This is a genomic window from Gordonia metallireducens (genome assembly GCF_021245825.1).
In the GTDB taxonomy this organism is placed as follows: domain Bacteria; phylum Actinomycetota; class Actinomycetes; order Mycobacteriales; family Mycobacteriaceae; genus Gordonia; species Gordonia namibiensis.
Genome location: NZ_JAJQJP010000030.1, coordinates 34,004 through 53,183 on the forward strand (window position 1 = coordinate 34,004; position 19,180 = coordinate 53,183).

At 67.9% G+C, this 19,180-nt stretch carries 15 protein-coding genes; all 15 read left to right on the top strand.

Annotated elements, in window-relative coordinates:
- Window positions 1–14: 14 nt before the first annotated feature.
- Window positions 15–569: a NuoB/complex I 20 kDa subunit family protein gene (locus LQD00_RS11575; protein ID WP_154881966.1), complete on the top strand. Its 555-nt coding sequence runs from the start codon at window positions 15–17 to the stop codon at window positions 567–569.
- The gene (locus tag LQD00_RS11580) at window positions 566–1,255 is read left to right on the top strand and encodes an NADH-quinone oxidoreductase subunit C (protein ID WP_154881965.1); all 690 of its coding nucleotides are present in this window, start codon (window positions 566–568) and stop codon (window positions 1,253–1,255) included. The genes LQD00_RS11575 and LQD00_RS11580 overlap by 4 nt, the downstream gene beginning before the upstream one ends.
- Window positions 1,255–2,619 (top strand): NADH dehydrogenase (quinone) subunit D, encoded by a 1,365-nt coding sequence (gene nuoD, locus LQD00_RS11585; RefSeq protein WP_232717336.1) that lies wholly within the window; start codon window positions 1,255–1,257, stop codon window positions 2,617–2,619. Before LQD00_RS11580 ends, nuoD begins: the two co-directional genes overlap by 1 nt.
- Window positions 2,616–4,667, top strand: a complete 2,052-nt coding sequence (gene nuoF, locus LQD00_RS11590) for an NADH-quinone oxidoreductase subunit NuoF (RefSeq protein WP_232717337.1) — start codon at window positions 2,616–2,618, stop codon at window positions 4,665–4,667. Before nuoD ends, nuoF begins: the two co-directional genes overlap by 4 nt.
- On the top strand, window positions 4,664–7,075 hold the full coding sequence (locus LQD00_RS11595; protein ID WP_232717338.1) for an NADH-quinone oxidoreductase subunit G: 2,412 nt from the start codon (window positions 4,664–4,666) through the stop codon (window positions 7,073–7,075). The genes nuoF and LQD00_RS11595 overlap by 4 nt, the downstream gene beginning before the upstream one ends.
- A complete protein-coding gene (gene nuoH / locus LQD00_RS11600) occupies window positions 7,072–8,406 on the top strand; it encodes an NADH-quinone oxidoreductase subunit NuoH (protein WP_232717339.1) in 1,335 nt (444 codons plus the stop codon). Before LQD00_RS11595 ends, nuoH begins: the two co-directional genes overlap by 4 nt.
- Window positions 8,399–8,968: an NADH-quinone oxidoreductase subunit NuoI gene (gene nuoI, locus LQD00_RS11605; RefSeq protein WP_154881961.1), complete on the top strand. Its 570-nt coding sequence runs from the start codon at window positions 8,399–8,401 to the stop codon at window positions 8,966–8,968. Before nuoH ends, nuoI begins: the two co-directional genes overlap by 8 nt.
- Window positions 8,965–9,780: an NADH-quinone oxidoreductase subunit J gene (locus LQD00_RS11610; RefSeq protein ID WP_232717340.1), complete on the top strand. Its 816-nt coding sequence runs from the start codon at window positions 8,965–8,967 to the stop codon at window positions 9,778–9,780. The genes nuoI and LQD00_RS11610 overlap by 4 nt, the downstream gene beginning before the upstream one ends.
- The gene (nuoK, locus tag LQD00_RS11615) at window positions 9,777–10,076 is read left to right on the top strand and encodes an NADH-quinone oxidoreductase subunit NuoK (protein WP_005200546.1); all 300 of its coding nucleotides are present in this window, start codon (window positions 9,777–9,779) and stop codon (window positions 10,074–10,076) included. Before LQD00_RS11610 ends, nuoK begins: the two co-directional genes overlap by 4 nt.
- Before the next feature lie 10 nt (window positions 10,077–10,086).
- Window positions 10,087–12,000 (top strand): NADH-quinone oxidoreductase subunit L, encoded by a 1,914-nt coding sequence (nuoL, locus tag LQD00_RS11620; protein WP_232717342.1) that lies wholly within the window; start codon window positions 10,087–10,089, stop codon window positions 11,998–12,000.
- Entirely contained in the window at window positions 11,997–13,634 is a 1,638-nt protein-coding gene (locus tag LQD00_RS11625) for an NADH-quinone oxidoreductase subunit M (RefSeq protein ID WP_232717344.1), read from the top strand. The genes nuoL and LQD00_RS11625 overlap by 4 nt, the downstream gene beginning before the upstream one ends.
- Window positions 13,631–15,394 (top strand): NADH-quinone oxidoreductase subunit NuoN, encoded by a 1,764-nt coding sequence (gene nuoN / locus LQD00_RS11630; RefSeq protein WP_232717346.1) that lies wholly within the window; start codon window positions 13,631–13,633, stop codon window positions 15,392–15,394. The genes LQD00_RS11625 and nuoN overlap by 4 nt, the downstream gene beginning before the upstream one ends.
- A gap of 116 nt (window positions 15,395–15,510) precedes the next feature.
- Complete coding sequence (locus LQD00_RS11635; protein WP_232717347.1) at window positions 15,511–16,392, top strand: LysR family transcriptional regulator; 882 nt, start codon at window positions 15,511–15,513, stop codon at window positions 16,390–16,392.
- Window positions 16,389–17,315 carry a serine hydrolase gene (locus LQD00_RS11640; RefSeq protein WP_232717348.1) on the top strand — a complete coding sequence of 309 codons (927 nt, stop codon included), beginning with the start codon at window positions 16,389–16,391 and terminating at the stop codon, window positions 17,313–17,315. The genes LQD00_RS11635 and LQD00_RS11640 overlap by 4 nt, the downstream gene beginning before the upstream one ends.
- An 89-nt stretch (window positions 17,316–17,404) precedes the next feature.
- Window positions 17,405–19,177, top strand: a complete 1,773-nt coding sequence (locus LQD00_RS11645; RefSeq protein ID WP_232717349.1) for a penicillin-binding transpeptidase domain-containing protein — start codon at window positions 17,405–17,407, stop codon at window positions 19,175–19,177.
- The last annotated feature ends 3 nt before the right edge of the window (window positions 19,178–19,180 follow it).

Here is a 19,180-nt window from a genome sequence, read left to right on the forward strand (position 1 = left end):
CAAGGAGGTCAGTCATGGGACTCGAGGAGAAACTCCCCAGCGGTTTCCTGCTGAGCACCGTCGAGGATCTCGCCGGTTTCATGCGCAAGGGTTCGCTGTGGCCGGCCACCTTCGGACTCGCCTGCTGCGCAATCGAGATGATGTCCACGACGTCGGGTCGCTACGACCTCGCCCGATTCGGCATGGAGGCGTTCCGGGCGTCTCCGCGGCAGGCCGACCTGATGATCGTCGCCGGCCGCGTGAGCCAGAAGATGGCCCCGGTGCTCCGGCAGATCTACGACCAGATGGTCGAACCCAAATGGGTTCTGGCAATGGGGGTCTGCGCCTCGTCCGGCGGGATGTTCAACAACTACGCGATCGTCCAGGGCGTCGACCACGTCGTGCCGGTCGACATCTATCTTCCGGGTTGCCCTCCCCGACCAGAGATGTTGCTGAACGCGATCCTCAAGCTGCACGAGAAGATCCAGGAGATGCCGCTCGGGGTGAACCGCGAGGAGGCCATCTGGGCGGCGGAACGCGCTGCCCTGCAGGCCACTCCGACCATCGAGATGAAGGGGTTGCTGCGATGACCGACCTCGGCATGCCCGACCCGAAACCGCCCGATCCCGAGGTCATCGGCGTCCGGCACGGACTGTTCGGCGCACCGGGCACCGGTGACACTTCTGGATACGGCGGTCTGATCGATCCGATCACCTTGCCGCCCAGCTCTTCTCGACCTTATGGCAGCTACTTCGACGAGGTCGCCGATCTTTTGCAGGCCGAACTCGGAGAGTCCTACGACGCGGCGGTGGAGAAGGTGGTCGTCTTCCGCGACGAGATGACCATCCACGTCGCGCGGGAACACCTCCGCACGGTTGCGCTGACCCTGCGCAACGCACCCGCGTTGCGCTTCGAACTGTGCCTGGGCGTCAACGGGGTCCACTATCCCGGGGACGCCGACCGGGAACTGCACGCCGTCTATCCCCTCGCCTCCCTGACCCACAACCGGCGCGTGCGCCTCGAGGTGTCGGCGCCCGACACCGATCCGCACATCCCGAGCATCTGCGACATCTACCCCACCAACGACTGGCACGAACGCGAGACCTACGACTTCTTCGGCATCGTCTTCGACGGCCACCGTTCGCTGACCCGCATCGAGATGCCCGACGACTGGGAGGGCCATCCGCAGCGCAAGGACTACCCGCTCGGCGGAGTACCCATCGAGTACAAGGGAACCCGCGTCGACCCACCGGACCGGAGGAGGTCGTACAGCTGATGACCGACACAGCCACCGGATCGTCGAAATCCCGCGCCGCGACGCCCCGCGAGGAGGAGACCCCGACCCGCATCTACACCGTCTCCGGACAGGACTGGGACTCCATCGTCTCCGACGTCCGCACTCGCGCCGAACAGCAACCCGGCGACGAACGCATCGTCGTGAACATGGGTCCCCAGCACCCGTCGACCCACGGCGTGCTCCGCCTCATCCTGGAGATCGAGGGCGAGACGGTCACCGAGGCGCGCTGCGGAATCGGCTACCTGCACACCGGGATCGAGAAGAACCTCGAGTACCGCAACTGGACGCAGGGCGTCACGTTCGTGACTCGAATGGACTATCTGTCGCCGTTCTTCAACGAGACCGCCTACTGCCTGGGCGTCGAGAAGCTCCTCGGGATCACCGACGACGTCCCCGAACGGGCCACCGTCATCCGCGTCATGCTGATGGAGCTGAACCGGATCAGCAGCCATCTCGTGGCCCTGGCCACCGGCGGAATGGAGCTCGGTGCCGTCACCGCGATGTTCCTCGGCTTCCGCGAACGGGAACTGATCCTCGACCTCTTCGAACTCATCACCGGCCTGCGGATGAATCACGCCTACGTCCGACCGGGTGGCGTCGCGCAGGATCTGCCACCCGACGGGCCGGAACAGGTGGCCGAGGTCATCGCCCAGCTACCCGGTCGCCTGGACGAGCTCGGAGACCTGCTGAACGACAACTACATCTGGAAGGCGCGCACCCAGAACGTCGGATACCTCGACCTGACGGGTTGCATGGCTCTCGGCATCACCGGACCGGTGCTGCGGTCCACCGGTTATCCGCACGATCTGCGAAGGACGCAGCCGTACTGCGGGTACGAGACCTATGATTTCGACGTCATCACCGCCGACACCTGTGACTCGTACGGCCGCTACCTGATCCGCGTCAAGGAGATGCGCGAGTCGATCCGCATCGTCGAACAGTGCCTCGAGAGGCTCCGGCCCGGTCCGGTCATGGTCGCCGACCGCAAGCTGGCCTGGCCGGCCGATCTGGCCCTCGGCCCCGACGGTCTCGGCAACTCCCCCGAGCACATCGCCCGGATCATGGGGACGTCGATGGAGGCGCTGATCCATCACTTCAAGCTGGTCACCGAGGGCATGCGGGTACCGGCCGGGCAGTGCTACGTCGCGGTCGAGTCCCCGCGCGGTGAGCTCGGTGTCCACATGGTCAGCGACGGCGGCACCCGGCCCTATCGGGTCCACTTCCGCGATCCGTCGTTCACGAATCTGCAGGCGGTGGCCGCGATGTGTGAGGGCGGCATGGTCGCCGACGTCATCACGGCCGTCGCCAGTATCGACCCGGTGATGGGAGGCGTGGACCGATGACCGATCCCGTGTTCGTGGAGCTGTCCACCTCGCCGCCCACCGAAGATGCCGCGCCGGCCCAGGGCATCCCGGCGCCGACCATCACCTTCGGCGGCCCCTCCGCCTACCCGGCCGAGGCCACCGAACGCCTCGCCGAGCAGGCGGCGCCGATCATCGCGCGCTACCCACAGTCGCGGTCGGCCCTTCTCCCCCTGCTTCATCTGGTGCAGTCCGAGGACGGATACATCACCCGCGCGGGCATCGAGTTCTGCGCGGCGCAGCTCGATCTGACCGCCGCCCAGGTCGCTTCGGTGGCCACCTTCTACTCGATGTACCGCCGCTCGCCGACCGGCGAGTACCTCGTCGGGGTCTGCACCAACACGCTCTGCGCCACCCTCGGCGGCGACGACATCCTCCGCGCGGTCTGCGACCACCTCGGTGTTCGCCCCGGTGACACCACCGCCGACGAACGCATCACGGTGGAACACGTCGAGTGCAACGCCGCATGTGATTTTGCACCGGTGGTGATGGTGAACTGGGAGTTCTTCGACAACCAGACCCCGGAGTCGACGATCGAACTCATCGAGGACCTCCGTGCCGGCGTCTCGGTCGAACCCGCCCGCGGCACCGGGCGCGTGTGCTCCTTCCGCCAGACCGAGCTCGAACTCGCCGGGGCCGCACCCTCGTCGGCCGATCCCCTTCTGCCGGCTGACCAGGCGACGAGCGAACCTGCCGAACCCGACCCACCGGAACCCCCCGTGCTGTCCCGGCACTGGGACGAGCCCGAGTCCTGGTCTCTGCAGAACTACCTGCGCCACAACGGGTACCTCGGCCTGCGGACCGCGCTCGACACCCCGCCCGACGACGTCATCGAGATGGTGAAGGCCTCCGGGTTGCGAGGACGCGGCGGCGCCGGCTTCCCGGTCGGCATGAAGTGGTCGTTCATCCCGCAGGAGAAGTCCGCCGACGCCGAACCGTCGATTCCGCACTACCTCGTGGTCAACGCCGACGAATCCGAGCCCGGCACGTGCAAGGACATGCCCCTCATGCTCGCGACGCCGCACACCCTCGTCGAGGGGGTCATCATCGCGGCGTATGCGATCCGCGCACACCATGCGTTCATCTACGTCCGCGGGGAGGTCGCCTCGGTCCTGCGACGGCTGCGTGCCGCCGTGGACGAGGCTTATGCCGCAGGCTATCTCGGGAAGAACATTCTGGGCTCGGGCTTCGACCTCGACCTGGTGGTGCACGCCGGGGCGGGCGCCTACATCTGCGGCGAGGAGACGGCGCTGCTCGACTCACTCGAGGGTCGTCGGGGCCAGCCGCGCCTCCGCCCGCCCTTCCCGGCGGTCGCCGGCCTCTACGCGAGCCCGACCGTGGTCAACAACGTCGAATCCATCGCCAGCGTGCCGTCGATCATCCGGAACGGCGTCGACTGGTTCCGGTCGATGGGCACCGAGAAGTCGCCGGGATTCACCTTGTACTCCCTGTCCGGCCACGTCACCCATCCCGGTCAGTACGAGGCGCCGCTCGGGATCACCCTGCGGCAACTCCTCGAACGCGCCGGCGGTGTCCGCGCCGGGCACGAACTCAAGTTCTGGACCCCGGGCGGATCGTCGACGCCGCTGCTGACACCGGAGCATCTCGACGTCCCCCTCGACTACGAAGGGGTCGGCGCCGCGGGATCGATGTTGGGCACCAAGGCTCTTCAGATCTTCGACGAGACGACCTGCGTCGTCGGTGCGGTGCTGCGCTGGACCGAGTTCTACGCGCACGAGTCGTGCGGTAAGTGCACGCCGTGCCGGGAGGGCACCTACTGGCTGGTGCAGCTGCTCCATCGGCTCGAGCACGAGGGCGGCACCGCCGCCGACCTCGACACCCTTTCCGACGTCACCAACAGCATCGTCGGGAAGTCGTTCTGCGCGCTCGGCGACGGCGCGGGGAGCCCGATCGTGTCGTCGCTGCAGTACTTCCGAGACGAATACCTCGCCCACCTCGATCACGGTTGCCCGTTCGACCACTCGCTGTCGACCGTCCTCGGTTCCGAGCCGACGGGAGATGCCCGATGACCCTCACTCACGGCAGTGATCCGACGACCCAGGCCGACAATCTCGTCGGCATCACCATCGACGGCGTCGAGCTGCGGGTGCCGAAGGGCACCTTGCTGATCCGCGCCGCCGAGCAGATCGGGATCACCATCCCCCGCTTCTGCGATCACCCGTTGCTCGACCCGGTCGGTGCCTGCCGCCAGTGCCTCGTGGAGGTCGAGGGCCAGCGGAAGCCCCTGGCGTCGTGCACCACCACGGCCACCGACGGCATGGTGGTCCGGACCCAACTCAGTTCGCAGATCGCCGCGGATGCGCAGCGCGGCGTGATGGAGCTGCTGCTGATCAATCATCCACTCGACTGTCCGGTGTGCGACAAGGGCGGTGAGTGCCCGCTGCAGAACCAGGCCATGTCGGCCGGTCGCAGCGAGTCCCGGTTCGACGGCGTCAAACGCACGTTCACCAAGCCGGTCCCGCTGTCGTCGGAGGTCCTGCTCGACCGCGAGCGATGCGTCCTGTGCGCCCGGTGCACGCGCTTCTCCACGCAGGTCGCCGGCGATCCGCTCATCGAACTGGCGGATCGCGGTGCGCTGCAACAGGTCAGCATCTACTCCGACGAGCCGTTCGACTCGTACTTCTCCGGCAACACCGTCCAGATCTGCCCGGTCGGCGCGCTGACCGGTGCCCAGTACCGCTTCCGTGCGCGGCCTTTCGACCTCGTCTCCACGCCGAGTGTCTGTGAGCACTGTGCGAGCGGTTGCGCCCAGCGCACCGATCACCGGCGCGGCAAGGTGCTCCGGCGCCTCGCCGGTGACGACCCAGAGGTCAACTCCGAGTGGAACTGCGACAAGGGGCGGTGGGCCTTCGCCTACGCGACCGAGGCCGACCGCCTGACGTCTCCCCTGGTTCGCGACCGGCACGGCGATCTTCGGGAGGCGTCGTGGGCGGACGCCATCCGCGTTGCCGCCGAGGGGATCTCGACGGCCGCGGGTGACGTCGGAGTCCTGGCCGGCGGTCGCCTCACCGTGGAGGACGCCTACGCCTACGCACGGTTCGCCCGCACGGTTCTGAAGTCGGACGACATCGACTTCCGCGCCCGTGTTCACAGCACCGAGGAGGCGTCTTTCCTCGCGAGCCGGGTGGCCGGTCGGGGACTCGAGACCACCTACGACGACCTGTCCGCCGCGCCGGCGGTGCTCCTCGCGGGTTTCGAACCCGAAGAGGAATCCCCGATCGTCTTCCTCCGTCTTCGCCGGGCGGTGCGGACGAACCGGCAGCGGGTGGCCACCGTGGCCCCGTTCTCGAGCCGCGGGGCGCAGAAACTCGATGCTCGACTGTTCCCCGTCGCGCCGGGCGCCGAGCGGGAGATCCTCGCCTCCGACGAGGTGGCCGACCATCTGGGCGAAGCGGGTTCGGTCATCGTCGTCGGGGAGCGACTGGCCGGCGTCCCGGGTGGCCTGCAGGCCGCCGCCGACCTCGCCGACCGCACGGGCGCCCGCCTCGCCTGGATCCCGCGGCGTGCGGGGGAGCGGGGCGCACTCGAGGTCGGCGCTCTCGCCGGGTTGTTGCCGGGCGGACGGCCGATCACCGACACCGCGGCGCGCGAAGCTGTTTCGGAGGTGTGGGGTCCTGGCATCCCGACCCTGCCCGGTCGCGACACCACCGGCATCCTCGACGCGGCCCGCTACCACGGGCTGTCACTGATCGTCGCAGGCGTCGACCTCGACGATCTCCCCGATCCCGCGGCTGCGCGCGACGCACTCGCCGCCGCACCCTTCGTCGTGAGTCTCGAACAGCGGCACTCGACGGTGACCCCGCACGCCGACGTGGTGTTCCCGGTGGCGACGGTCGCCGAGAAGGAGGGCACGTTCGTCGACTGGGAGGGCCGTCCGCGCAGCTTCACCGCCGCGCTGACCGAGTCCGGACATGTTCCCGACCATCGGGTCCTGGATGCGCTCGCACGGCGTCTCGGCGTCGACCTGCGCTGTGATGGGCCGCAGACCATCCATATGGATCTGCGCCGCATCGGAGCGTGGGCAGGTGAGCGCCCGGCCGTCGTCGCTCATGAACGTTCCCAGCGCGCACCGGCGGCCGGTCAGGCCGTCCTGGCCACCTGGCACCTGCTGCTCGACCTCGGACGTCTGCAGGACGGCGAGCCGCACCTCGCCGGGACCGCACGTCCGCCGGTGGCACGGATGTCGCCGACGACCGCCGCCGAGGCCGGCGTCGCGGTCGGCGGGCGGGTCCGGATCAGCACCGCCGACGGCGAGATCGCCTTGCCCGTCGAGTACGCCGACATGCCCGACCGCGTCGTGTGGGTTCCGCTCAACTCGCCCGGTTCCCGAGTGCACGCCGACCTCCGGGCCCGCGCGGGTGATCTCGTCGCGCTGGCGCCGGCCTCGTCGGCGGATGTCGCGGGAGGTGTGCGATGACCGCTCTCGCCATCGACTACCCCGACCTCGCCGACTTCGGCCACGACCCCATCTGGCTCGTCGTCGTCAAGGCGGTCGCCGTCTTCGCGTTCCTCGTCGTCAACCCGTTGGTCGCGATCCTGCTCGAGCGCAAAATCATGGCGCGCATGCAGTCCCGGATCGGGCCGAACCGCGTCGGGCCCCGCGGAATCCTCCAGAGTCTCGCCGACGGTGTGAAACTCGCGCTGAAGGAGGGCATCATCCCGTCCGGCGTCGACAAGGTCATCTACCTCCTCGCACCGATCATCGCGGTCGTCCCCGCGGTGATGGCGTTCGCGGTGATCCCGTTCGGACCGATGGTGTCGGTGTTCGGTCACCAAACCCCGTTGCAGCTCACCGATCTGCCGGTCGGGGTGCTCTACGTCCTGGCCGTGACCTCGGTCGGCGTGTACGGGATCGTGCTGGCCGGTTGGTCGTCCGGTTCGACCTATCCCCTCCTGGGCGGACTCCGCTCCACCGCCCAGGTGATCTCCTACGAGATCGCGATGGGCCTCACCTTCGCCGCGGTGTTCCTCGACGCCGGGACGATGTCGACCTCGGGAATCGTTGCGGCGCAGGAGCACCACTGGTACTTCCTCCTGCTGCTGCCGTCGTTCGTGATCTACGCGATCTCGATGGTCGGTGAAACGAACCGTGCCCCGTTCGACCTGCCGGAGGCCGAGGGCGAGCTGGTCGGCGGTTTCCACACCGAGTACTCATCGCTGAAGTTCGCGATGTTCATGCTGGCCGAGTACATCAACATGGTGACGGTCTCCGCCCTGGCCACCACGATGTTCCTGGGCGGCTGGCAGGCGCCGTGGCCGCTGAGCGCCTTCGACTGGGCGAACTCGGGGTGGTGGCCCATCCTCTGGTTCACCATCAAGGTCTGGGCGTTCCTGTTCGTGTTCATCTGGCTCCGGACGAGCCTGCCGCGGTTGCGTTACGACCAGTTCATGAACCTGGGCTGGAAGGTGCTCATCCCGATCTCGCTGACATGGGTGATGGTCGTGGCGATCATCCGCGCCTCCATCGGCGGCGACGACGCCGGCCTCATCCGGGCACTCGTCTCGGCGGGCGCCGGTCTCGCCGTGACCGCACTCATCGGCTACGCGATCTGGCGGATGATGCGGGTACCGGATGTGCCGGACGCCTCGTCCGAACCACAGAGCCCGACCGAGTTCGACCCCATGGCCGGCGGCTTCCCCGTGCCGCCGATGCCCTCGACGGATTCGAGATCCCAGCCCGTCCGGATCGATCCCGAGCCGCCCCTTCCCGCCGAAGAGAAGCCGAGCAGGGAGACCACCGATGCCTGATTTCCTCAAGCCGGTCAGTGGATTACGCGTCACCTTCGGTGGCATGTTCCAGCCGAGCATCACCGAGCAGTATCCCGAGGAGAAACGGCCGACCGCGCCCCGCTATCACGGCCGGCACCAACTGAACCGTCATCCCGACGGGCTGGAGAAGTGCATCGGCTGTGAGCTCTGTGCGTGGGCCTGCCCCGCCGACGCCATCTACGTCGAGGGAGCCGACAACACGCCGGACGAACGGTATTCGCCCGGTGAGCGATACGGCCGCGTCTATCAAATCAACTACCTGCGTTGCATCGGGTGCGGACTCTGCATCGAAGCCTGCCCGACCCGTGCGCTGACGATGACCAACGACTACGAGCTCGCCGACGACAACCGCGCCGACCTCATATACGAGAAGGACCGGCTTCTGGCGCCTCTGTTACCGGGCGTCGAACCGCCGCCGCACGCCATGGCGCCCGGTTCGACCGAGGAGAACTACTACCGCGGCGAGATCACCTCCGACGGCCGGGTCACACCTCTCCCGACACCGACGGTGCGCGAGGGTGCCCGGGAGCCGCGACCATGACGCCCGGGCCGGTGACCGCGATCCTGGCCGACGAGGTGGTCCGCACCTCGACCGGTGAGGCCGTGCAGTTCTGGGTCCTCGGAGTGATCGCGGTGGCCGGCGCGCTCGGCGTCGTCTTCGCCACCAAGGCGGTCTACTCCGCGATCTTCCTGGCCACCACGATGATCGTGCTGGCGGTCTTCTACGTGGCGCAGGGTGCGGTGTTCCTCGGCGTCGTGCAGGTGGTCGTCTACACCGGCGCGGTGATGATGCTGTTCCTCTTCGTCCTCATGCTCATCGGCGTCGACTCCTCGGACTCTCTCAAAGAGACCCTGCGAGGGCAACGTGTCGCCGCGATGCTCATCAGTCTCGGCTTCGGCGTCCTGATGATCGCCGGCATCGGCAACGCCACCATCGCGGTCACCTCCGGCGCGACCGCGCCCGGCGCCCTCGCCGACGACACCAACTACGGCATCGAGGCCATCGCCGAACTCATCTTCGTCCGGTATCTGTGGGCGTTCGAGCTGACCGGTGCGCTCCTCATCGCCGCGACCCTCGGCGCGATGGTCCTGGCCCACCGGGAGAAGTTCGGTCCGCGCCTCACCCAGAAGGAGTTGTCGCAGGCGCGATTCCGCACCGGCATCAACATCACCCCGCTCCCGAGTCCCGGTGTCTACGCCCGGCACAACGCGGTGGACGTCCCCGCACGACTCCCCGACGGCAGTCCCTCCGATCTCTCGGTGAACGCCATCCTGGCCGCCCGCACCCTGCGCCAGAAGAACACGGAGGCCCCGGAGAACCTGGGAGGCCAGGATTCGGGGGGCCGCTCATGAACCCGGAGAACTACCTCTACCTCTCGGCGCTGCTGTTCACCATCGGTGCCGCCGGAGTGCTGCTGCGACGCAACGCGATCGTCGTCTTCATGTGCATCGAGCTGATGCTCAACGCCGCGAACCTCGCTTTCGTCACCTTCGCCCGGATGAACCAGTCCTTCGACGGGCAGGTGATCGCCTTCTTCACGATGGTCGTCGCCGCGGCCGAGGTGGTCGTGGGTCTCGCCATCATCATGACCATCTTCCGATCGCGCCGTTCGGCGTCGGTCGACGACGCGGATCTGCTGAAGCGGTAGAGGAGGATTGGTGAACGCCGAACTGACCGCGTCACTGCTCTGGCTGGTGCCCGCACTACCGCTCGCCGGTGCGGTGATCCTCCTCCTCGGTGGTCGGACCACCGACCGCTGGGGCCACCTGCTCGGTACTGCCGCAGCGATCGCGTCGTTCATGGTCGGGCTGGTGATGTTCGCCGGGATGGTGTCCCGTCCCGCCGATGACCGCGGGGTGACCGACACCCTCTTCAGTTGGGTTCCGGTCGGAGAACTGCAGGTGGACTTCGGTTTCCGCCTGGACCAGTTGTCGATGTGCTTCGTCCTCCTGATCACCGGCGTCGGATCGCTGATCCACGTCTACTCGATCGGCTACATGGCCGCCGACCCCGATCGTCGACGGTTCTTCGGCTACCTCAACCTGTTTCTCGCGGCGATGCTCGTCCTCGTCCTCGCCGACAACTATCTCGGCCTGTACCTCGGCTGGGAGGGTGTCGGTCTGGCGTCGTATCTGCTGATCGGCTTCTGGCAGTTCAAACCGACCGCAGCGACCGCGGCCAAGAAGGCCTTCGTGGTCAACCGCGTCGGCGACATCGGGCTCGCCGTCGCCCTGATGATCATGTTCGCCACCTTCGGGTCGGTGGCGTTCACCGCGGTCTTCGATGGCGCCCCGCAGGCCGGCGAAGGAACCCTCACCGCCCTGGGTTTCGTGCTCCTGCTCGCCGCCTGCGGCAAGTCTGCCCAGGTGCCGCTGCAGTCGTGGCTCGGCGACGCCATGGAGGGTCCGACCCCGGTGTCCGCGCTGATCCACGCGGCCACGATGGTGACCGCAGGCGTTTACCTGATCGTGCGCTCCGGCCCGATCTTCGACCTGGCGCCCACCGCGCAGGTCGGGGTCGTGGTCGTCGGTGCCGTGACGCTGCTGTTCGGCGCGATCATCGGTTGCGCCAAGGACGACATCAAGAAGGCGCTCGCGGCGTCGACGATGAGCCAGATCGGTTACATGGTGCTCGCCGCCGGACTCGGCCCGGCCGGCTACGCATTCGCGATCCTGCACCTGCTCACCCACGGTTTCTTCAAGGCCGGCCTGTTCCTGGGCGCCGGATCGGTGATGCACGGGATGAATGACGAAACCGACATGCGACGGTACGGCGGACTCCGCACACTGATGCCCGTCACCTTCGTGACGTTCGGGGTCGGCTACCTCGCGATCATCGGCGTCCCACCATTCGCAGGCTTCTACTCCAAGGACCACATCATCGAGGCCGCCTTCGGGGCGGGTGGTGCGAAGGGCCTGATCCTCGGCGGTGCAGCGCTTCTCGGCGCGGGCATCACCGCCTTCTACATGACCCGCGTGATGCTGCTGACGTTCTTCGGCGAGAAGCGCTGGCACGACGGCACCGACGCCCCAGCGCCGCATCCGCACGAGTCACCCCGGGTGATGACCGGGCCGATGGTCCTCATCGCGCTGGGTTCGGTGGTCTCCGGCGGACTGCTCGCGATCGGCGGTTCACTCGAGCACTGGCTCGAACCCGTGGTCGGCGAGCACACCGCCCACCACCTGATCCCGGTGTGGGCGATGACCGCGATCATTCTCGTCGTCGTCGCGGCCGGCGTCGCGGTCGCCTACCGTCAGTACGCCACCCGGCCCGTCCCCACCATCGCACCCGACGACGTGTCGGTGCTGACCGTCGCGGCACGACGTGATCTGTACGGCGACGCGATCAACGAAGAGTTGCTGATGCGACCCGGACAGCGGATCACGGCCGGCCTCGTCGCCGTGGAGTCCGACGGCGTCGACGGGTTGACGAGCGGGGTCGGGGAAACCGTGACCCGCACGTCGCGTCGAATACGTGGCTGGCAGAACGGTTATGTGCGGTCCTACGCACTGTCGATGTTCGCCGGGACGACCCTGATCGTCGCACTCGTGATGGCGGTGAACGCGCTGTGAACATCCCCTGGCTGACGATCCTCTGGCTGGCCCCCGCGGTGGGCGCGGCTCTCGTCCTCGCCATCCCGGTCAATCGGCCCGCGGCGGCACGCTGGTTCGCCTTCGCGATCACCGTCGGCGTCCTCGTCCTGGCCGTCGGCCTTGCGGTCGGTTTCGATCCCGCCGGCGAGCGCTACCAATTCACCGAGGACGTGAGCTGGATTCCGGCCCTGGGAAGCCGATATGCGTTGGGACTGGACGGAATCGGGTTGGTCCTCATCCTGCTGACCGCCGCTCTCCTGCCGTTGCTCCTGCTCGCCGGTTGGCACGACGCCGACTCCGACGGGTCCCTGGATCACTCAGGCGGACGGGCGCAGAAGGGCCCGCACATCTACCTCGCACTGTTCCTCGCCACCGAGGCGATGGTGCTGATGAGCTTCGTCGCTCTGGACATCCTGCTCTTCTACATCTTCTTCGAGGCCATGCTCATCCCGATGTACTTCCTCATCGGCGGCTTCGGTACCGGCCCCAACCGCTCCGGCGCGGCGGTGAAGTTCCTGCTGTACAACCTGTTCGGCGGTCTGCTGTTACTGGCCGCGGTGATCGGCCTGTACGTGGTGTCCGCGCAGAACGGTGTCGGCGCAGACGGCGGTGGGACCTTCGCGCTCGGCGACATCGTGGCCGCGGTGTCGAGCGGTCAGATCGACGACACCACCGGCCTGGCGAAACTGCTGTTCCTCGGCTTCATGTTCGCGTTCGCGGTCAAAGCCCCGCTGTGGCCGCTGCATTCGTGGCTCCCCGATGCCGCGGTTGCCGCCACCCCGACATCGGCGGTGCTGATGATGGCCGTCATCGACAAAGTCGGGACCTTCGCGATGCTGCGGTTCTGCCTGCAGCTGTTCCCGGATGCGAGCCAGTATTTCGCTCCACTGATCTGCGGGCTCGCGGTCGTCAGCATCGTCTACGGCGCGGTCCTGGCCATCGGTCAGACCGACGTCATGCGCCTGATCGCCTACACGTCGATCTCCCACTTCGGTTTCATCATCCTGGGCATCTTCGTGATGACCGATCAGGGCCAGACCGGTTCGGCGCTGTACATGGTCAATCACGGACTCTCCACCGCCGCACTGTTCCTCATCGCCGGGTTCCTGGTGTCGCGGCGGGGCAGCCGCCTGATCGCCGACTACGGCGGTGTCCAGAAGGTCGCCCCGGTCCTTGCCGGGACCTTCCTCGTCGCGGGTCTGGCGACTCTGTCGCTACCCGGACTCGCCCCGTTCATCAGCGAGTTCCTGGTCCTCATCGGCACATTCACGCGCTATCCGATCGCCGCTGTCCTCGCGTGTTCGGCCCTGGTGCTCTCCGCCATCTACATCCTGTGGACCTACCAGCGGATGATGGGCGGGCCGGCGAGGTCCGACGACGAGCAGCGGTCGCCGATACGCGACCTCGCTGGTCGCGAACTGGCCGTCGTCGTACCGCTGCTCACCCTGCTCATCGCCCTGGGTGTGTATCCGAAACCGATGATCGACCTGATCGATCCGGCCGTGCAGAGCACGTTGACCACGGTCGGGGTCACCGATCCCGAACCCGCGGTCGCGGACCCCGCCCATGGCCGGCCCGCCGGCGCGACCACCGATGCGGAGGCCCACCGATGACCACCTCTCTCGTCACGACCCCGCTGGCCGCGATCGAGGCCCCGAGCGTCGAGTACGCGGCGCTGTCCCCCATGCTGATCGTGTTCGGTGCGGGAGTCATCGGGGTCCTCGTCGAGGCCTTCGCCCCGCGCCGGGTGAGGTACTCACTGCAACTGGCACTTTCGCTGGGCGGGCTCGTCGTCGCTCTCGCGGCGTTGGCCACCGTCACGGCCGGGCAGACAACAGACGGCGCGAACGGCCAGTTCGCGATGTCGGGGGCCGTCGTGATGGACCGCCCGACGTTGTATCTTCAGGGCCTCCTGCTGATCATCGCGATCGTCGCGGTCGGTTTCATGGCCGAACGGCGACTCGAACGGGTCGTCGCGCCGGTCACCATGCGCACCCTGGCCGGGGCCGGGGTCGGCGACGACCAGTCCGGCAGAACAGGTCTCAACGACGGTGGTGTCGACGCCGACATGTTCACCCCGTCCGGCGCGTCCGTGCCCAACACCGACGCCGAGTTCGAGGCGACCCGAGCCGGTGCCGTGACGACCGAGGTGTTCCCGCTGGCCCTGCTCGCGGTCGGCGGCATGATGCTGTTCCCCGCGTGCGGCGATCTGCTCACCATGTTCATTGCGCTGGAGGTCTTCTCGCTGCCGCTCTATCTGCTGTGCGGACTGGCGCGGCGTCGTCGACTGATCTCGCAGGAAGCATCGCTGAAGTACTTCTTGCTGGGCGCCTTCTCGTCGGCCTTCTTCCTGTTCGGTGCCGCGTTCGTCTACGGCGCGACGGGGTCGCTGAACCTGTCGACGATCGGGGCGTCGATCACCGATGTCGCCGGGACCGGCGGGGACACCACGCTGGCACTGATCGGTCTCGCCATGCTGGCGGTCGGCCTTTTGTTCAAAGTCGGGGCAGTGCCGTTCCATTCGTGGATTCCCGACGTCTACCAGGGTGCCCCGACCCCGGTCACCGCGTTCATGGCCTCGGCCACCAAGGTCGCCGCGTTCGGCGCGCTGCTCCGCGTCTTCTACGTCGGTTTCGGTGCGCTGCGCGACCAGTGGGCGCCGGCGCTGTGGGCGGTCGCGATCGCGTCGATGGTCATCGCGTCGGTGATGGCCGTGACCCAGAACGACGTGAAGCGAATGCTCGCCTATTCGTCGATCGCGCACGCCGGTTTCATCCTGCTCGGTCTGATCGCCTTCGACGACGCAGGTCTCGGCGCGACCCTCTTCTACCTGGCGGCCTACGCGTTCACCACGCTCGGCGCCTTCGCGATGGTGGCGGTCATCCGGGAACCCGATACGGACACGAGTACATCGGCACGCACCGCCGCGATCCACGGCACCGCGGCGACGGTCCGCAATCCGCACCTGTCCGGCCGCGAGGCCACCGACCTCACCCAGTGGTCGGGTCTGGGCCGGCGGTATCCCTTGGTCGGCGCCATGTTCGCGGTCTACCTGCTGTCCTTCGCGGGCATCCCGCTTACGAGTGGCTTCATCGCCAAGTTCGATGTCTTCGCCGCGGTCGCCGGCACCGGCGGTGGAGTCCTGGTGGTCATCGGCGTCATCAGCAGCGCGATCGCCGCCTACGTCTACATCCGCATCATCGTCGCCATGTTCTTCGACGACGTCCCCACCCGCGACGCACCCCACGTCGTGAAACCGAGCATCCTCACCACCACGGGCATCGCGTGCTGCACGCTCGTCACCGTCGTACTCGGCATCTTCCCGCAACCGCTCCTCGATCTTGCCGACGCCGCCGCGACCTTCCTGCGCTGACCTGCTAGGCAAACCCACCCTTTTTCGCCACTTCCACCACCCCGCGACCTGATGGGTCTGTCCATCCGTGGTGGGTTTGCGAGGCCGATTGTCGCCGGCGTGCCATCCTGGAACCCGTGGATCTCGTCAGGCACCTGCGATTCTTCGTCGCCGTCGCCGAGGAAGGCCACTTCGGGGACGCTGCCGCCCGACTGGAGATGACACAGCCGCCGGTCTCACAGGGGTTGCGCCGCCTGGAGAAGGAGCTCGGGGTCCAACTCATCCGACGCACCTCCCGTGGCGCCGAACTCACCGACGCCGGCCGTGATCTCCTACCCCGCGCACGACTCCTGATCGACGACGCCGCGCGGTTCCTCGGCGAGGCACGACGCCTTCATGACGGGTCCGAAGTGTTCCGTTGGGGTGCAGTCCCTCTCGCCGGGTCCGCCTCCGTTGCCGCTGTCGCACAACGCCTCGGCGACGTGTCCTCCGGCCAGGAGATGGTGAGTGGCACGACGGTGGGTCTCGTCGAGCAGGTGTCGGCGGGAACCCTCGACCTCGCCATCGTCGACGCCCCCTGCGTCACCGGCACGCTCACGACCGGGCCGGTTGTCGTCTTCCGACGCCAGGTGGTCGTGCCGGCCGGTCATCCGGTCACCACCGCGACGCGGCCGCGGCTCCGCCAGCTCGCGGGACTCGACCTCTGCCATCCGCCACGAGCAGCCAACCCGCCCGCACACGACCAGCTGATCGATCGTCTCCGCGAATCCGGACTCGACCCACACGTCCTTCCCGTCTCGTCTGCCGAGCACCTGGTGGCGGCCGTCGCCGGCGGTGGCGCATTCGGCTTGACCGCCGACTCAGAACGTCTCGCGTCACTCGATGCCGTCCGATGCCTGCCTCTCGGGCGTGACACCACCGCACTCCGGCTTCGGGTCGTCTACCGGGAGCCGGCGCTCGCCGAGGTGGCCGACGTGACGACGGCGGCACTCTGGAAGATCAGCAAGGCGTCCGGTTGAGCGCCCCGGCCACACTCCCCGACCACGTGCGGGAGCGAGTCGATCGCGAGGTCGCCGAAACCCTCGCCGACGCCGGCTGCTCCGGCTGGGTACATGCCACGACGATCGGCTCACCGCAGATCGAGTACTCCTTCGACGCCGACGCACCGGTCGTCCTGGCCTCGGTCTACAAGCTCGCCGTCCTGATCTCGTTGTGTCGCAGTGCCGATCGCGGTGACATCGACCTCGCCTCCTCGATCACGGTCGACCCGACGCTATGGGCGCAGGGCCCGACGGGGCTGGCCGCCTTCGGCGACCCGGTCACGCTGAGCCGGCGCGACCTCGCCATCTCGATGATGACCGTCTCGGACAACGTCGCTGCCGACGTCCTCCTCGACGAGCTCGGCCTCGACCGCGTACGTGAGGATCTCGTCTCCCTCGGCGCCGAGAGCACGCGGATCGTCGGCGGCGTCGCAGAACTACACGAACGACTCCAGCGCGAGACCGGAACCAGCACGGTGGCAGAGGCTTTCGCCGCCCTCGCCGACCCGGACAGCGACGCATCGGTGAGCGCTTACGACGCCGCCTACTCGAGTTCCTCGACGCCCCGGGACTGCACGGCGCTGTTGTCCGCGGTCTGGACCGATCGCGCTGCGTCGCCGGAGATGTGCGCGTTCATCAGGGACACGATGCGCCGCCAGGTCTTCACCGCCCGCCTGGCGTCGAGCTTTCCCTTCCGGCGGGTCACCGTGGCGGGCAAGACCGGGACCCTCGTCGCGATCCGCAATGAGATCGGCGTCGTCGAGTTCCCCGGAGAACTTCCGGTCGCGGCCGCCGTCTTCACCCTGAGCGCCCGGTCGGAGCAATCATTGCCGCAGGTCGACCGCGCCATCGGCGAGGCGGCCCGGACAGTCGTGACTCAGCTCCGCGTCCCCGCCGAGTAGCCACTCGGCCTGGCGCGATAGCGGATCGCTATCGGGTCATTGCGCGTCGCGACTTTGCGTGGACGCCCCCGGGTCGGTTGTCTGGCCACATGCGTCGGTGGTTGGTCGTCCTCAGTGTTCTAACCGTGCTGGTCGGCACGCTGTCCGGGTGTTTCCTGACCCAGGACTCGCCGGAGGACACCTTGCAGTCGTTCGCGGAGGCGCTCCAGCGGGGCGACGCCGACGCTGCCGCCGACCTCACCGACGATCCGGTCGCGGCGCGCGTGACCATCAAGTCGATCTTCGACGGCATGGGTTCCACCCCGAAGCTGTCGGTCACCCCCGACCTCGTCGATGACAAGAAGGTCACCGGCACTCTCGACCATCAGTGGCAGATCCGGGACACCAACACCGCCTACCAGACGTCGGTTGTTCTCGCCGAGACGGATTCGGGTTGGCGCATTCGGTGGCAGCCGTCGGTCATGCACCGGCAACTCCGCGAGGGACAGTCCTTCTCCTACAGCGACGATCGCGCCTACCGCACTCCCGTGCTCGACACCAACGCCCGGCCGCTGATGACCTGGCAGCCGGTGGCGCTGATCGATCTCGAACGGGCACAGCTCGCGTCGGCCGGTCAGCTGGCCCGCGCACTGCGGCCGATCGAGCCCTCGATCACGACGGCAACCATCCGCAAACTGTTCGACGGCAACAACGCCCCGAGCCAGACGGTGATCAGATTGCGGGAAAGCGATCTCAAGCGCGTCCAGCGCAGTATCGGTTCGATCCCCGGTGTCACGACCACCGAGCAGGGCGCACTCCTCAGCGCGACCAAGGCACTCCACTCCCCGGCTATGGCAGGACTCGAGGACATCTGGCGCAAGGCGATCGACGCCACCGCCGGTTGGTCGATCCAGATCGTCGACCGGGACGGCGCACCAACGCATCTCGTGGACTCGGCGCAGCCCGGTCAGACGTCTCCGGTCCGCACCTCGCTCGACCGCGACATCCAGGCCCAGGCACAGCGGGCCGTCGACGGAGAACGACGCCCCGCGATGATCGTCGCGATCACCCCGTCGACCGGCGGGATCGTCGCCGTCGCCCAGAACGACGCCGCCGACAAGTCCGGCGCAGTGTCCCTCAGTGGGTTGTACCCGCCGGGATCGACCTTCAAGACCATCACCACCGCTGCGGCCCTGGCGTCGGGCGGGGTGCAGCCGACATCGCAGGTCCCGTGTCCGGGTCGCGCGACCATCGAGGGCCGGACGATCCCCAACGAGAACGACTTCGATCTCGGGACCGTCCCTCTGCCAACGGCATTCGCCCGATCGTGCAACACCTCCATGGGCGCGCTGGCCAACAAACTCCCCGCCGACGCGTTGACCTCGATGGCCCGCAAGTTCGGCATCGGCGCCGACTACACCGTGCCCGGGCTGACGACCGTGACCGGTTCTGTGCCGAAGGCCGATTCCCCCGCGCTTCGTGTCGAGAACGGCATCGGCCAGGGCACGGTCACGGTCAGCCCGTTCGGACTGGCGCTGGCCGAGGCGAGTCTCGCTCGGGGCGAGACCGTCACCCCGACGCTGGTCGAGGGACAGGCGACCACCGGTGACACCGACTCCCAGCCGATCCCCGGTGACGTTGTCCGTGCGCTGCGAAGCATGATGCGCGACACCGTCACCCGCGGAACCGCCACCGCGCTCCAAGATGTCCCCGGCCTCGGCGGCAAGACCGGCACCGCCGAGTACGGCGACAACAAGAACCCGCACGGCTGGTTCGCCGGCATCGTCGGCGACCTCGCCTTCGCGACGCTGGTCGTCGGCGGCGGGTCGTCGGGGCCCGCGGTTCAGGTCAGCGGGGAATTCCTGCGGCCGCTGACCAACTGACGG